This is a genomic window from Arthrobacter sp. 10T44, from assembly GCF_056393885.1.
On sequence record NZ_JBFTGT010000004.1, the window covers coordinates 61,406 to 75,953 of the forward strand.

11 protein-coding genes, 1 tRNA gene and 1 pseudogene are annotated in these 14,548 nt (G+C 68.6%); 6 read left to right on the plus strand and 7 right to left on the minus strand.

The window, feature by feature from the left end; genetic code table 11:
• Nucleotides 1-43: 43 nt before the first annotated feature.
• Nucleotides 44-1,204 carry a globin domain-containing protein gene (locus AC1DBL_RS08155; protein WP_476892815.1) on the plus strand — a complete coding sequence of 387 codons (1,161 nt, stop codon included), beginning with the start codon at nt 44-46 and terminating at the stop codon, nt 1,202-1,204.
• A 110-nt stretch (nt 1,205-1,314) separates the two neighbouring features.
• Here AC1DBL_RS08155 and AC1DBL_RS08160 read toward each other — a convergent pair whose 3' ends face one another.
• The gene (locus AC1DBL_RS08160; protein WP_476925875.1) at nt 1,315-2,694 is read right to left on the minus strand and encodes an FAD-binding oxidoreductase; all 1,380 of its coding nucleotides are present in this window, start codon (nt 2,692-2,694) and stop codon (nt 1,315-1,317) included.
• Nucleotides 2,695-3,060: 366 nt separating this feature from the next.
• On the minus strand, nt 3,061-4,893 hold the full coding sequence (locus AC1DBL_RS08165; protein WP_441419009.1) for a phosphoenolpyruvate carboxykinase (GTP): 1,833 nt from the start codon (nt 4,891-4,893) through the stop codon (nt 3,061-3,063).
• Nucleotides 4,894-5,171: 278 nt separating this feature from the next.
• Between AC1DBL_RS08165 and AC1DBL_RS08170 the strand changes: the two genes are divergently transcribed.
• Nucleotides 5,172-5,245 (plus strand) — tRNA-Arg (locus AC1DBL_RS08170).
• Nucleotides 5,246-5,396: 151 nt separating this feature from the next.
• Here the strand turns inward: AC1DBL_RS08170 and AC1DBL_RS08175 are convergent.
• Nucleotides 5,397-6,203 (minus strand): FadR/GntR family transcriptional regulator, encoded by an 807-nt coding sequence (locus AC1DBL_RS08175; RefSeq protein WP_476925876.1) that lies wholly within the window; start codon nt 6,201-6,203, stop codon nt 5,397-5,399.
• A gap of 100 nt (nt 6,204-6,303) precedes the next feature.
• Here AC1DBL_RS08175 and AC1DBL_RS08180 point away from each other — a divergent pair, with 100 nt between their 5' ends.
• From AC1DBL_RS08180 to AC1DBL_RS08195, 4 genes are all read left to right on the plus strand, one after another.
• The gene (locus AC1DBL_RS08180; protein WP_476925877.1) at nt 6,304-7,761 is read left to right on the plus strand and encodes a dihydrolipoyl dehydrogenase family protein; all 1,458 of its coding nucleotides are present in this window, start codon (nt 6,304-6,306) and stop codon (nt 7,759-7,761) included.
• Nucleotides 7,762-7,892: 131 nt separating this feature from the next.
• Nucleotides 7,893-8,570 carry an ABC transporter ATP-binding protein gene (locus AC1DBL_RS08185; RefSeq protein ID WP_476925878.1) on the plus strand — a complete coding sequence of 226 codons (678 nt, stop codon included), beginning with the start codon at nt 7,893-7,895 and terminating at the stop codon, nt 8,568-8,570.
• Nucleotides 8,567-10,612, plus strand: coding sequence for a YhgE/Pip family protein (locus AC1DBL_RS08190; protein ID WP_476925879.1), 2,046 nt, complete (start codon nt 8,567-8,569; stop codon nt 10,610-10,612). The genes AC1DBL_RS08185 and AC1DBL_RS08190 overlap by 4 nt, the downstream gene beginning before the upstream one ends.
• Nucleotides 10,609-11,250: a TetR/AcrR family transcriptional regulator gene (locus AC1DBL_RS08195; protein ID WP_476925880.1), complete on the plus strand. Its 642-nt coding sequence runs from the start codon at nt 10,609-10,611 to the stop codon at nt 11,248-11,250. Before AC1DBL_RS08190 ends, AC1DBL_RS08195 begins: the two co-directional genes overlap by 4 nt.
• Before the next feature lie 653 nt (nt 11,251-11,903).
• Here AC1DBL_RS08195 and AC1DBL_RS08200 read toward each other — a convergent pair.
• The 4 genes and pseudogenes from AC1DBL_RS08200 to AC1DBL_RS08215 form a co-directional block, all read right to left on the minus strand.
• A pseudogene (locus AC1DBL_RS08200) lies at nt 11,904-12,845 on the minus strand (EamA family transporter); the annotation flags it as partial.
• Between the two features lie 30 nt (nt 12,846-12,875).
• Nucleotides 12,876-13,418, minus strand: coding sequence for a hypothetical protein (locus AC1DBL_RS08205; RefSeq protein ID WP_476925881.1), 543 nt, complete (start codon nt 13,416-13,418; stop codon nt 12,876-12,878).
• A gap of 115 nt (nt 13,419-13,533) precedes the next feature.
• On the minus strand, nt 13,534-14,061 hold the full coding sequence (locus AC1DBL_RS08210) for a SixA phosphatase family protein (RefSeq protein ID WP_138767460.1): 528 nt from the start codon (nt 14,059-14,061) through the stop codon (nt 13,534-13,536).
• Between the two features lie 57 nt (nt 14,062-14,118).
• The gene (locus tag AC1DBL_RS08215) at nt 14,119-14,322 is read right to left on the minus strand and encodes a dodecin family protein (protein WP_146335814.1); all 204 of its coding nucleotides are present in this window, start codon (nt 14,320-14,322) and stop codon (nt 14,119-14,121) included.
• Nucleotides 14,323-14,548: the final 226 nt, after the last annotated feature.

Below are 14,548 nucleotides of genomic sequence, written 5' to 3' on the forward strand. Positions count from 1 at the left end.
ACGGTCCGGTTGAAGACCCCGGGCCACTATCTCAGGAGTCAGCATGCTCTCGGACAAGTCCTTCCCCGTCATCGAGGCCACCCTGCCGCTGGTCGGTTCCCGGATCGGCGATATCACCCCCAAGTTCTACGCCCGGCTCTTCGGCGCCCACCCCGAGCTGCTGGACGGGCTGTTCAGCCGCTCCAACCAGCGCTCCGGCAACCAGCAGCAGGCCCTGGCCGGGAGCATCGCCGCTTTCGCCAGCCACCTTGTCAGCAACCCGGGCACCCTGCCGGAGACCGTGCTGTCGCGCATCGCGCACCGCCACGCCTCGCTCGGCATCACCGAGCCGCAGTACCAGGTGGTCTACGAGCACCTCTTCGCCGCCATCGCCGAAGACCTGGCCGAGGTCATCACCCCGGAAATCGCCGAGGCCTGGACCGAGGTCTACTGGCTTATGGCCGACGCGCTGATCAAGCTCGAGAAGGGCCTCTACGCCGGCCAGGCCAACGGCAAGATGTGGTCCCCGTGGAAGGTCGCCGCGAAGACCCCCGCCGGCACCGGCTCCATGACGTTCACCCTGGAACCGGCCGACGACACCCCCATCACCCCGGCCCTCCCCGGCCAGTACGTCAGCGTCAAGGTCACCCTGCCGGAGGGCTTGCGCCAGGTCCGCCAGTACTCACTCTCCGGCGACGCCGGCACCAGCCGTAGCTTCACCACCAAGCTCGACGACGGCGGCGAGGTCTCCCCCGTGCTGCACAACCACGTCGAGGTCGGGGACATCCTCGAGATCTCCAACCCCTACGGCGAAATCACGCTCAAGGAGAGCGAGGGCCCCGTGGTCCTGGCGTCGGCCGGCATCGGCTGCACGCCGTCGGCTTCGATCCTGCGCGCCCTTGCCGAGGCCGGTTCGGACCGACAGGTGCTGGTCCTGCACGCGGAAAGCACCCTGGACAGCTGGGCGCTGCGCTCCCAGATGACGGACGACGTCGAGCGCTTGGAAGCAGCCGAGCTGCAGCTCTGGCTCGAGCGGCCGGAGGCGGGGGCGAAGGAAGGCTTCATGTCGCTGCGCGACGTGGACCTGCCGGCCAACGCCTCGCTGTACCTGTGCGGTCCGCTGCCGTTCATGAAGAACATCCGCAACGAGGCCATCAATGCGGGCATCCCCGCCACCAAGATCCACTACGAGGTCTTCGGGCCGGACATCTGGCTCGCCAACTGAGTCCCGAGCAATCGATGAAAGAACGACGGCGGCCCCGCACCTTGCGCAAGGTGCGGGGCCGCCGTCGTGGATAACCGGGCCAGGAGCCCTGGCCCGGGCCTCACCTCACCTCACGACGGCACACCGGTGATCGCGTGGCCGAACCGCAGGAGATTGCCGGGGTCGTAGCTGGACTTCACGGCCCTCATCCGTTCATAGACGGCGGGCGACCATGCCCTGGAACGGTCAGCCTCATCGCCGGGTTCGCCGTGGAAGTTGACCAGGGTAAAACCCGTCGAGTGCGGAGCCATCGCGGCCAGGACCGTGCGGATGGCTGCCGAGACGGCCTCGGCGACCGGGGGCATCTTGAACCCGAGCAGGAAGAGCAGGAATGCCGCGTCCCGCCCCGACACGGCGTTCGGCAGCGCCCCGGCACGGGCCAAGGCGCCACCCAGCGGCCGGATTTCGACCAGGAGGAGCGGACAGTCCGAGCCTTCGCCGGTGTGTTTCAGCAGCTCCGCCAGGGTCCTGTCGCCGAGATCTTTCAGCAGCGCTCCGCCGGCTGTGAAAGGGAGCGGATCCGCCGGATCCATGTGGATCTGGTCAACGTCCAGGTAGCTCATGGGGCCGGCCGTATCCATCAACGGGCTCGAAACGGCGCGCATCGGGGCCAGCAGCGCATCGCCGGCCTCCCGGTTCCCCAGAAAGGCGAAGCGGAGGTGCACCACAAACTGGCCCCGGAGCGGCGCGGGGACGAACTCCATGTCGGGAAGCCGCAGCAGCGAAATCGAGGGCGAGGCGTCCTCCGGCAGCGTAGGCAACCACTCCCGGAACGCCGCCAGGATGAGGGCGGCATCGGCACCCGGATAGATGATGCCGCCGCCGTAGAACTCGCCCAGCGGAAAAAGGCTGAACTCGAGTTCGGTCACGATCCCGAAGTTGCCCTTGCCGCCGAGCATCATCGCGAACAGCTCGGCTTCGGCCTCGGCGTCAATCCGGCGCAACGCACCGTCCGCGGTGACCACTTCCATGCTCCGGACATGATCAGCGGCAAAGCCGTGGGCGCGGCCCAGCACTGGAAGCCCGCCGCCGACGGTGTATCCCACGACGCCGACGTCGGTACTCGAGCCGTGCAGTCCCACCAGCCCGAGCGGAACGCTCGCTTCCAGGACGCTGCGCCACTTCACTCCTGCCCCCACCCTCGCAGTGCGCTCCACCGGGTCGATGTGCAGCTCCTGCAACCGCCTGGTGTTAATCAGCAGTCCGCCCTCGACCACTGAGTCGGCGCCGTGCCCGGTGGACTGGACCGCCACCGGCAGCCGGCGTTCCGCCGCCCATTTGACCCCGGCCGCGACGTCCTGGGCGGTGCTGGCGCCCAGGACGACGTCGGGCCGGTGGACGGTAGCGGCGTTGAACGCGAACGTCTCGGCCGCGAATTCTGGGCTGTCCGGCAAAGCGACCGTTCCGCTGACAGCTTCGGACAGGGCCTGGATATCCTCGGTGACAAGCATGAGTGCTCCTGGGGTTTCGCCTGCCGGGGCAGGCGGAGGGCACGCCGCCGCGCGCCCGGGATGTTCCCCGCATCCCTGGCAGTCAGCGTCAGGCCCGGCTGATGAATGCGACGAGCCTACGGCCGCTCCCGACTACAGGCTAGGGGCCTTGGTCCCGGCAGCCACCGGCCCCGCCATGACTCATCGGCAGCTCCGCAACGGCCGTTCTGAGGCCTCAAAAGGGCATCTGCGGTGGGGCCACGCCGGGAGGGTTCCCCAGCCGAACTTGTGAGGCTAGGGAACCGGTGGGGACAATCGATGAGGGAACGACGGCGGCCCCGCACCTTATCCAAGGTGCGGGGCCGCCGTCGTTGGATCAACCGCCTGCTAGTGCGCGGACATCCGTTCCTTGAGCGAGTCGAGCTCGGCGCGCAGCGCGTCCGGCAGCGAGTCGCCAAACTTTGCGTACCACTCCTCGATGGAGGCCAGCTCGGCGTCCCATTCCTCGCGGTCCACGCGGACGGCGTCCTCGACGTGGGCGTGGGTCAGGTCCAGGCCGGTGAGGTCCAGCGAATGGCCGGTCGGAACGAAGCCGATGGGAGTCTCCACCGCGTCGGCCTTGCCCTCGATGCGCTCAATGGCCCACTTGAGGACACGGGCATTGTCGCCGAAGCCGGGCCACGCGAAACCGCCGTCAGCCGTGCGGCGGAACCAGTTCACCAGGAAAATGTGCGGCAGCCGCTCCGGGTTGGCCTTGCCGGAGACGCTGATCCAGTGCTTCAGGTAGTCGCCAGCGTCGTAGCCGATGAACGGCAGCATGGCCATCGGGTCGCGGCGAAGCACACCGACCTGTCCGGCCGCGGCGGCCGTGGTCTCCGAGGAGAGCGTCGAGCCCATGAAGATCCCGTTGGTCCAGCTGCGGGCCTGGGTCACCAGCGGCACTGTGGTCTTGCGCCGGCCGCCGAAGAGGATCGCGGAGAGCTCCACACCCTCCGGGCTGTAGTACTCCTCGGCCAGCATGTCGACCTGCGAAATCGGGGTGCAGAAGCGGGAGTTCGGGTGCGCGGCAGGCTGGTCCGACGCCGGGGTCCAGTCGTTGCCCTGCCAGTCGGTCAGGTGCGCGGGGACCTCGTCGGTCATGCCTTCCCACCACACGCCGCCGTCGTCCGTGAGGGCAACGTTCGTGAAGATGCTGTGGCCCTTGGCGATGGCACGCATGGCGTTGGGGTTGGTGCCCCAGCCGGTGCCCGGGGCGACGCCGAACAGGCCGGCCTCGGGGTTGGTGGCGCGCAGTTCGCCTTCCTTGCCGATCCGCATCCAGGTGATGTCATCGCCGAGGGTTTCGACATCCCAGCCCTCGATCGTGGGGTCAAGCAGGGCGAGGTTGGTCTTGCCGCAGGCGGAGGGGAACGCCGCGGAGATGTAGTAGTTCTTCTTCTCCGGCGAAGTCAGCTTGAGGATGAGCATGTGCTCGGCCAGCCAGCCCTCGTCGCGGGCCATGACCGAGGCGATGCGCAGGGCGTAGCACTTCTTGCCGAGCAGGGCGTTGCCGCCGTAACCGGAGCCGAAGGACCAGATGGAACGCTCCTCCGGGAAGTGCACGATCCACTTGTCCGGGTTGCACGGCCAGGCGACGTCAGCCTGCCCCGGGGCCAGCGGGGCGCCCAGGGAGTGCAGGGCCGGGACGAAGAAGGCGTTGGTGGCGGTGATCTTGTTCAGCACGTCGGTGCCGATCGTGGCCATGATGCGCATGGAGGCGACAACGTAGGCGCTGTCCGTGATCTCCACGCCGAACTTCGGGTCCTCGGCGTCGAGGTGGCCCATGACGAAGGGGATGACGTACATGGTGCGGCCGCGCATGGAGCCGCTGAACAGGCCGCGCAGCTTCTCCTTCATCTCCGCCGGAGCCATCCAGTTGTTGGTGAAGCCCGCATCGCGTTCGTTCTCGGAGCAGATGAAGGTCTGCTCCTCGACGCGGGCGACGTCGGCGGGATCTGAGAATGCCGCGAAGGAATTCGGGAACAGCTTCTCATTCAGCCGGGTCAGGGTTCCGGCCGCCACGAGCTCGTCCGTGAGCCGGGTGTTCTCTTCTTCCGAGCCATCAACCCAGTGGATCCGGTCCGGCTGGGTCAGTTCAGCAACCTCTTCAACCCATGCCAGCAGTCCAGCATGTGTGGTGGGTGCTTTCTCAAGCAGCGGCAGTCGCGCCAGATCGCCCATTACGGTTCCCTTCCTCGGGTTCAGTGGTGTGTCCTAAATGCTAGGTCTCGCGGGTGATTCAGTTTCAGGCCCAAATACGGGTTGACGATGGAGCCGAGATCCAAAATCCCCGGAAAATCAAGGTTTAATATCTCCGAGCGCTGGTCTTTTTGTGATCAAGGTCACGTAGACCGGTCTAGTCGGGCAGATTACATGGCTCTCGATTTGGAACTCTGGGCCCCTCTCGCGTAAAGTAATTCGAGGTTCGGGGAGCGAGAAGTTCCCGAAGAGCCGAGAATGCGCCCATAGCTCAGCTGGATAGAGCGTCTGTCTACGGAACAGAAGGTCAGGGGTTCGAATCCCTTTGGGCGCACAGATAGAAAAGATCCGCACCGGTCCGCCGGTGCGGATCTTTTGCTTTCCCGGCTTGTTTCAGAAATCCGCGGCGGTTCCGGACAGAGGCAGGTCCGATCCGGGCCGCACCGGTCTCAAACGGTAGCGGAAACCGGGCCACGGCCGGCGACTTACTCCCCCGCGGCAGCCGCGATACGCCGGCGTATCCCGTCGAAGTGGCTGCCCAGCCGTTCCGCGGCGAGGACGGCGTCGCCCGCCGCCACGGCCTCGTAGATGCCCCGGTGCAGCGCAGCCCCCGCGGCAGTGCCGACGTCGGCGGTGCCAACGTCGGCGGTGTCGGCTCCGGCAGGTTCGACGTCGGCGGCAGCCGGCCGGGCGTCGCCGCCCAGTTCAAGCTGGATCCGGCGGTAGACCGCCTGGAATGCGTCCACCAAGCCCAGTAGCAGCTCATTGCCCAGCGGCTCGAACAGTTTGCGATGGAAATCGGCGTCGGCTTCGACAAAGTGTTCCCCGGACCCGGCCAGCTCTTCCATCCGCAGCACCGCCGCCTCGAGTCCCGCCAGGTGGTCCGCCGTCATGCGCGCCATGGACACGCCGATCAGCCCCGACTCCAGCAGCCGCCGCGCCTCGATCAGCTCGAGCGCCTCCCGCCCCCGGTGCCGCAGCGACATCCGCGCCCGGAAGCTGAGCCCGCCAACCAGAGCCTCGAAGTTGCTCGCGGCCACGAACATGCCGAAGCCGTGCCGGATCTCGATCACGCCCAGGGCCTGGAGCACCTTCAGCGTCTCCCGCAGCGTGTTCCGGCCGATCCCCAGCAGCGCCGCGAGTTCGTTTTCGGTGGGCAGCGGGTCGCCGGGCTCCAGCTCCCGCTCAAGGATCAGCTCGATGATGTCGGCCTGCAGGGCGCGCAGCCGGGCCTGCGCCCCCAACCGGCGCGGCGGCCCGGCGTCGCCCGCGTCCGAATTGGCTGCGCACACGGCTGGACTCCTCCCCAAAGGTGATCCTCAGGGTAGCGGACGTCCCACCTCCTGCCCAGTGTCCCGTCAAAGCCCCTCCCGGCGGGGTTAGGCTGTTGCCATGACGGCACACTTTGAGCGTGAATTCGATGTCATCGTGATCGGGGCAGGCGCGGTGGGCGAGAACGTGGCCGAGCGCGTGGTCCGGGGCGGATTAACGGCCGTCCTGGTGGAGGCGGAGCTGGTGGGCGGCGAGTGTTCGTACTGGGCCTGCATGCCATCGAAGGCGTTGCTCCGGCCCGGCACCGCACTCCATGGCGCCCAGACCGTGCCGGGCGCCGGGGAGGCGGTCACCAGGGTGCTCGACGCCGCGGCCGTGCTGAAGCGGCGGGACTACTTCACCTCCAATTGGCAGGACGACAGCCAGGTCAAATGGGTCGAGGACACCGGGATCGAGTTGCTCCGCGGCCACGGCTGGATCACCGGGGCCCGCCGGGCGGAGGTGGCCGGCGTGGACGGCAACAGCTACAAGCTCGTGGCGCGCCACGCCATCGTGCTGGCCACCGGGTCGCGCCCCACCATCCCGCCCATCGAAGGCCTCGAGGAAGTCGACTTCTGGACCACCCGGGAGGCCACCTCCGCGCACGAGATCCCGGCGCGGCTCGGTGTGCTCGGCGGCGGCGTGGCCGGCACGGAGCTCGCCCAGGCCTTCGCCCGGCTCGGGTCGACCGTGACGGTCGTGGCCCGCGGCGGGCTGCTGGGAGCTTTTCCGGCCCCGGCGGCCGAGCTGGTCCAGGCGGGGCTGCGCGCCGACGGCGTCGAACTCCACCTCCGCACCGGCACCCAAGGCGTCCATGAGAACGACGACGGCTCCCTGACCCTGACGCTCGACGGCGGCGGCAGCGTCACGGTGGACAAGCTCCTGGTCGCCACCGGCAGGCACCCCGCCGTGGAGGGCATCGGGTTGGAGAGCGTGGGCCTGTCCGCCGACGACGGGAAGGCCCCGCGGCTCGAGACGGACGCTAGCGGGCTCGTCCGGGGAGCCGACGGCAACGACAGTAGGCCGTGGCTCTACGCCGTCGGCGACGCCGCAGGCAAGGTCCTGCTCACCCACCAGGGCAAATACGAGGCGCGGGCCACCGGCGACGCGATTGCCGCCCGCGCCAAGGGCACGCTCACCGGCGAGCCGGCCGCCTGGAGCCGCTACGCCCACACCGCGGACGAGCACGCCGTCCCCAATGTGGTCTTCACCGACCCCGAGCTGGCAAATGTCGGGCGCAGCCTGGAACAGGCCGAGAGGGACGGCTACCGGGCCACCTCCGTGCAGCTCCCCATCCAGGTGGCCGGCTCCTCGCTGCATTCCGAGCATTACAAGGGCTGGGCCCAGCTGGTGGTCGATGAGGACCGCAAAGTGCTGCTGGGCGCCACCTTCGCCGGGCCGGATGTTGCCGAGCTGTTGCACGCGGCGACCATCGCCGTCGTCGGCGAAGTCCCGCTGGACCGGCTCTGGCACGCCGTCCCGTCCTATCCCACGATCAGCGAGGTGTGGCTGCGGCTGCTCGAGGAGTACGGCCTCTAAGCCCGAACAGACACTTGGGGCCCCGGAACCGTCGGTTCCGGGGCCCCAAGTGTCTGTTCGCCCACATCTATTTGAACTGACCGGTCAGTTTAGTTAGCCTTGGAGTAGATCATTTCTGCGAAAGGCTTTCCTTGCTCTGCGTTCAACAGCTTCACGTGAAGGGCCGGCGGGACTACCTGCTCCCGCCCACCTCGCTGCAGGCGGCCCGGGGTGAACTCCTGCTCGTCACCGGCCAACGCCAGGACCAGCGCACCGCCCTGGCTCTGACCTTGAGCGGCCGGATGAAGCCCTCGGCCGGCACCCTCGAGTGGGACGGCGGCGGCCGGATCAAGCAGCTGCGGCAGGCGAGCGCCGTCGTCGACGCCCCCGGGGTGAACGAGCCGGAGCAGCACCTGAGCGTGCGCGACCTGGTCACCGAGGACCTCGCCCTGATCCCCCGCCGCTACCGCGGCGCGCTGCTCAGCACGCCGTGGCTTAAGGTCAACCGCTTCGAGGACATCGCCGGGCGCTGGGCCGAGGAGCTGCCCGCCGACCGCCGTCTCGAGCTGCTGACGGCGCTGGCCCTGGCCAATCCGCACACCGACCTGCTGGTGGTCGATTCCCCGGACCGCCACAGCGGCGATCCGGCCGACTGGCTGCCGCGGCTTCAGGAGCTGGCGTACGACGGCGGCCGTCCCCTCGCCGTCGTCGCCGCCATCGGCAGCCTCCCGCCGGGCTGGACCGGTCCAGTCGCGGAGATCGGCAACGCCGTCCCCGCGCCGGAAACGGCGGATGTCCACCACGACCGCGAAACCGAGGATGCCCGATGACCGTGCTGCGGCTGGCCCGTTCCGAACTCAAGCGCATGACCGGCGGCCTGCTGCCGAAGCTGACCATCCTGGCGCTGACCCTGGTGCCCCTGCTCTACGGGGCGGTGTACCTCTACGCCAACTGGGATCCCTACGGCAAGCTGAACCAGATCGACGCCGCCCTGGTGGTGGAGGACACCGGCGCCAGCTCCGCCGACGGCACCCGGCTGGAGGCCGGCCGGAAGGTCGCCGACAGCCTCGTCGAGGGCCACGTCTTCAACTGGCAGACCGTCTCCAGCGCGGAGGCAGCGGACCAGGGCGTGAGCAGCGGCCAGTACGCGTTCGCGCTCAAGATCCCCCGGGACTTCTCCGCGAACCTGGTCTCGCCGGGAAGCTTCGACGCCGCCAACCAGGCCATGCTGAACGTCACCACCAACGACGCCAACAACTACCTGCTCGGCACGATCGTGGACAAGCTCACCACCGCCGTCCACTCGACGGTGGCGAAAGAAGTGGGCCAGGAGACCGCCAACCAGCTCCTCACCGGCTTCGGCACCATCCACTCCCAGATGCTCAAGGCCGCCGACGGCGCGCGGGACCTCGCCGGCGGGGTGTCTTCGCTGCACGACGGCGCGGCCAGCCTGCACCAGGGCACCTCCTCCCTCAGGAACGGGACCGGCGAACTGGTGGCCGGGCAGCGCAAACTCCTCGACGGGGCCAACACCCTGAACGCCGGGGCCGGGCAGCTTGCCGGCGGCCTGCGCGAGCTCAACGACAAGACGTCCACGCTGCCCGCGAATACGCAGCGGCTGGCCGACGGCGCCGCCCAGGTGGCCGCCGGAAACGCCGCACTGAACACGAAGCTGCAGGGCATGGCGGGCCAGCTCGCGTCCGCGGAACAAGCCGCGGCGCAGGCCCAGCGCGGCCGGGTCGTGGCCTCCAATGGCCGCCTGGTCGCCGCCGGCGTCATTACCCAGGCCCAGGCCGATGCCATCCTGGCCGACTACGACGCCAACACCGCGCCGGCGCCTTCCGGAGCGGCGGGCGCTTTCCAAGGCGCGGCGGCCCAGGTGCAGCAACTGGCGGACGGTTCCGCCGCAGTCAGCGCGGGTGCCGCGCAGCTGGCGGGCGCGGCCCCGGCCCTGAGCGACGCCGTCGGGAAGGCCTCCGCCGGGGCGGATCAGCTCGCCGGCGGCACCGCGGAACTCGCCGCCGGTCAGCAAAACGCCCTGGCCGGCGCGGAAAAACTCGCCCAGGGCGCCCAGCAGCTCGACGACGGCGCAGCGCGGCTCGAGAGCGGTTCGGCGAAAGCGTCCGACGGCGCCGGGACCCTCGCAACCGAATTGGCCAAGGGCGCGGGCAAGGTACCCAACCCGAACGACGCAAAGAAGGACAGCCTCGCCAAGGTCATGGCGGACCCCGTGGCCGTCAGCAACGTCTCACAGGCCAAAGCGGGTTCCTATGGGGCCGGACTGGCTCCGTTCTTCCTGACCCTGGCCCTGTGGATCGGTGTCTTCATGTTGATCCAGGCGATGCGGCCGGTCACGCAGCGCGCCCTGGCGTCCAACGCTCCGACGTGGAAGATCGCCGTCGGGGGCTGGCTGCCGTTCCTGGCGGTTGCCGCGGTCCAGGCCAGCCTGCTGACCCTCGTGGTGGATGTGGGGCTGGGCCTCGATCCCGCCCATCCCGTGCTGATGTGGGTCCTGATGCTGGCAGCTGCCATGGCCTTCAGTGCGATCATCCAGGGTGTGGTGGCGCTGCTCGGCTCGCCCGGCAAGCTGGTGGTGCTGATCCTGCTGGTCCTGCAGCTGGTCTCCTCCGGCGGCACCTTCCCCTGGCAGACCACACCGGAGCCGCTGCACGTGGTGCACCAGCTGCTGCCAATGGGCTATGTGGTCAATGGCATGCGGCACCTGATCTACGGAGCCGATCTGGCCAGCATCCTGCCCACCATGCTGGGCCTGGTTGGCTACACTTTGCTGGGACTGGCCATGTCCGCCGTGGCCGTCCGGAAACACAAGTTCTGGACCCTCAAGACCCTGAAGCCGGAGATCGCCGTATGAGCACCAAGCCCCGCGTGGACGTGGCGACCGCCGCCGACGCAGGGAAGAAGCTGCGGCCCGGACGCACCAACGCCACCAAGCAGAAGCTGTTCGAGGCGTCGATGGAGCTGATCGGCGAGCGCGGGGCCGCCGGCGTGACGGTCGACGAAATCGCCGCGGCCGCGGGGGTCTCCAAGGGCACGGTGTACTACAACTTTGGCAGCAAGTCGGATCTGATCGCCCAACTGCTGCGGCACGGCGTGGACATCCTGATGGCACGGCTGCTGAGCGTCAAGGACGGGCCGGCGGATCCGCTGGAGGCGATGGACGAGATGATCGGCCAGGCGATGGACTTCATGGCCGAATACCCCTCCTTCGCCCGGCTGTGGGTCAGCGAGAACTGGCGGACGCCCAGCGAGTGGCAGGACACCTTCACCGAGCTCCGCGGCCGGCTGCTCGGGGTGATTGGCGCCGCGATCGAGGCCGTGGCCGCCAAGTACCCGGTGGATCCCGCGCTGTCCCGCGGCAGCCTGGAGACGGCCATCTTCGGGGCATGCTTTGTCGTGGGGCTGGACCGGCAGACCTACAACCCCGAACGCACCCGGGCGCAAAGTGTCGCCGCAATCATGGCGATCATGCGTGGCTACGTTGTGAAGTAGTCGCACTCGGGGATGATTAGTCACATGCACCACATGGGTAACAGCGGCAAGACTGCCATCGGAGCATCCCTTGCCGCTCTGGCCTTGCTGGCCCTCACCGGCGTCACCCTGCACGAAACGGTGGGGCTCTGGTTCCTCGCCGCCTCCGCCGTCGCCTATGTGGCGTCCGTGGCCGAGGTGCTGGTCCGACGGCGGTACAAGACACTGCTGGCAAGCGGCGTCGGCAGCATCCTCTTCATCGCGTTTGGCATCGCGTTCCTGCGCCAGTGGGGGCTGGCCTTCAACCCGGATCCGAACGCCTTGTCCACCAACGTTGATACCGAGCATCCAGACCTGTACTTCTACCTCTCGGCAGCCGCCGGAGCGCTCACGCTGGTCCTGTTGCTCGCCGGCACCGTCCTGCCCGGCCGCCGACCCGCACCCCTCGCCCCTTACGCGTCCCGGCGCCCGGCTTCGGCGTCCAGTGGGGCGGCGCCCCGCAGACCCGCTGCCCGCCCTGCCGCCCGCGCGTCGATGCCACGGTCCGCGACGCCGCGCGCCTCCGCGGCACGGCCCGCAACACCGCGCTCCGCCGCTCCGCGGGCTTCGGCGCCACGTTCCGCCGTGCCGGCCGCCAAGCGGCCGGCGTCACCGGCGGCGTCGTCGGGGTCCAAGCCGGCTGCCAAGGCGCCGGCGAAACCGCCGGTCAAGGCCCCGGCCCGCCCCGCCGCCAAAGCCCCCACCCGGCGCTGACCACCCCGCAGCACGGCGATCGCCACGCCGGCCAGGAGCAGCAGTCCGCCGGCAACTTCCGCCGCCGAGGGCACCTCGGCCAGCACCAGCCAGGCCGTTGTCATGCCGACCACCGGGACCAGCAGGGTGAAGGGAACGACGGCGGAGGACGGGTAGAGCCCCAGCAGGCGGTTCCAGATGCCATACCCTACGAGGGAACCGAACACGGCAGTGTAGAGCGCGCTGAGCATCGTCACCGGCTGCAGCTGCACCAGGGCATCCGACACCGCCGCCGGCCCGTCCACCAGCAGCGAGAGTCCGGCTAGCGGCAACGGCACCACCGCGCCGGACCACACCACCAGCCCGAGCCCGGAGGCGGCCTTTGCCTTCCGCGCCACGATATTGCCCCCGGCCCAGGACAGCGCCGCGGCCAGCACGATCAGCAGGGGCAGCAGCGGGGCCACGAGGCTGCGGCCTACGGCCACCACGGCGAGCCCGGCAATCCCCAGCACGACGCCGGCGAGTTGCCTCCGGGTTGGCCGTTCGGCCAGGATTCCCGCCGCCAGCAGGACCGTCAGCAGGACCTGGGCCTGAAGCACGAGCGAGGCCAGGCCCGCGGGCATGCCGAGGGCCATGGCCAGGTAGAGCAGGCCGAACTGGCCTGCGCTCATCAGCAGCCCGATGCCGATGATGGCGTTCCAGCTGACGTCCGGCTTGCGGATGAAGAAGATGCAGGGAAACACCACGAGAGCGAAGCGCATGGCCACGAACAGCAGCGGCGGCATCTGCGCGCCGTCGGGGTGCAGGCCAAGGTCAATGGCAACGAAGTTGACGCCCCACAAGACGGCGACGAGCAGGGCAAGCCCGGAATGTCGAGGGGTCATCGCACCCGCGGCCGTCGCCGTTGCCGCGCCTCAGAGATTGCGCGGCCGTTCGCCGTGCGGGTCCTCGGTGTCGCGGCGCTCCGCCACCGTTTCCTCGCGGAACCCTGCGGCGTCGCCGGTTCCTGCCGTGCGATCGCGGTCACCCCGGTCCCGGCGCAGTTCCTCGTGCGGGTGAAGTTCCTCGTGCGGGTGGGCATCGTGGGTGCGTGTCTCCTGGGCCTGGTCATCGCCGCGTTCGGTCGTTACGACATCCGGGTCGACATCGTCGGCCCGGCGGAGCTGTTCCTCGGCACCGGCACGGACGGTGTCTGCCTCCTGCTGTGTGCCGCGGGCCTGCATGCGGAGGCGCTCGGCTTCGACTTCGGCGGCCTTTGCGTCGGCCTCCGCCCGCGCCGCTTTGGCCTCATGGTCCCTCGCAGCCAGTTGGTCGGCCTCCGCTTTTTCGCGCATCTCGGCGGCCCGGTTCCGGTCAGCCTCCGTCTTGCGCTTGCGGCTGAGATACATTGCCACGGCGATGATCGCGAGCACCACTACGATGCCGACGATGATCCCTACGAGCTGTCCTGAATCCACGTTGATCCACCTTTTCCCTCGGTCGCTAAGAAAACACCGGCAGTAAAAGCAATAACAGCATCAGTAAACAACACAATAATCGTGCTGACCATCGGCTGGCCGGTGCACTGGCCTGCTACTTCGCGCGGGGCACCTTGAAGTGGGTCAGCCGTGCGTCCTGGCCGTCCAGCTCTGCCCAGGACTTCTCAGTCTCGAAGACCGTCAGGCCGCTGGTGGGATAGCGCGTGGCCGCGTCCATGTAGGCGTCATGGTTGGAGTCCCGGGAGGCCAGATGCATGGCCAGGTCCTGCACACCGGGCATGTGCGAGATCACCATGAGCGTCGTGACGGTGTCCGGGACATGGTTAATAACCGCCAACATGCGCAGGGCCGAGGCGCCGTAAAGGCCGTCCTCAAGTTTCGGCGTCGGGGCCTTGTCCCCCAGTTCGCTGCACACCCAGGTGCAGGTCTGCCGCGTCCGCAGGGCGCTGGAGCAGAGGATGAAGTCGGGGACCACACCGTGTTTAAGGAGCCACTTCCCGGCCAGCGGCGCTTCCCGGTGCCCGCGCTCTTCGAGCGGCCGCTCGTGGTCGGCGACGCCGCCCGGCCAGTCCGCCTTGGCGTGCCGCATGAGCACCAGACGTTTGATGTGATGCGCGCTCATGGCTCAATCCTAGTGCGGCCGGCTTGGCCACGAGCGCGCTCCACAGCGGGCGACCTGTCAGTCGTCCAGGACGAAGGTCACTTCCAGCACCACATGCCAGGCCACGACGGCGCCGTCGCTGATTTCAACTTTCTGCTCCTTGACCCATGCCCCGGTGACATTCCGCAAGGTCTTGTTGGCCCGGTCGACGCCTTCCTTGATGGCGGCGTCAAACGAGGTTTTGGAGTTGGAGCTCAGGGTAGTAATGCGTGCAACGGACATGTTTCCTCCCAATAGTCGGATCGACGGGACCGAGACTACGCCGAAGCCCCCAAACGCAACAGAGTCCAAACCCCGCGGAGGCACATACTCCGTCGATCCGTGCTCCGGAATGTCAGTTCGTGTTGCGAGGGCGCTGCAGCGCAGCGGCGCATCCCGACAGCGCGGACGGCGGCGTTTTGCGTAGTGCCGCATCGCCGACCGAGGAACGAGGGAGGTGTCTAAGGCA

Bases quoted from the DNA above. Each gene is read 5' to 3' on its own strand.
- AC1DBL_RS08180 (WP_476925877.1), top strand. From the start codon at position 6,304: ATGACGGCACACTTTGAGCGTGAATTCGATGTCATCGTGATCGGGGCA.
- AC1DBL_RS08195 (WP_476925880.1), top strand. From the start codon at position 10,609: ATGAGCACCAAGCCCCGCGTGGACGTGGCGACCGCCGCCGACGCAGGG.
- AC1DBL_RS08215 (WP_146335814.1), bottom strand. From the start codon at position 14,322: ATGTCCGTTGCACGCATTACTACCCTGAGCTCCAACTCCAAAACCTCG.
- AC1DBL_RS08190 (WP_476925879.1), top strand. From the start codon at position 8,567: ATGACCGTGCTGCGGCTGGCCCGTTCCGAACTCAAGCGCATGACCGGC.
- AC1DBL_RS08155 (WP_476892815.1), top strand. From the start codon at position 44: ATGCTCTCGGACAAGTCCTTCCCCGTCATCGAGGCCACCCTGCCGCTG.
- AC1DBL_RS08210 (WP_138767460.1), bottom strand. From the start codon at position 14,061: ATGAGCGCGCATCACATCAAACGTCTGGTGCTCATGCGGCACGCCAAG.
- AC1DBL_RS08165 (WP_441419009.1), bottom strand. From the start codon at position 4,893: ATGGGCGATCTGGCGCGACTGCCGCTGCTTGAGAAAGCACCCACCACA.
- AC1DBL_RS08160 (WP_476925875.1), bottom strand. From the start codon at position 2,694: ATGCTTGTCACCGAGGATATCCAGGCCCTGTCCGAAGCTGTCAGCGGA.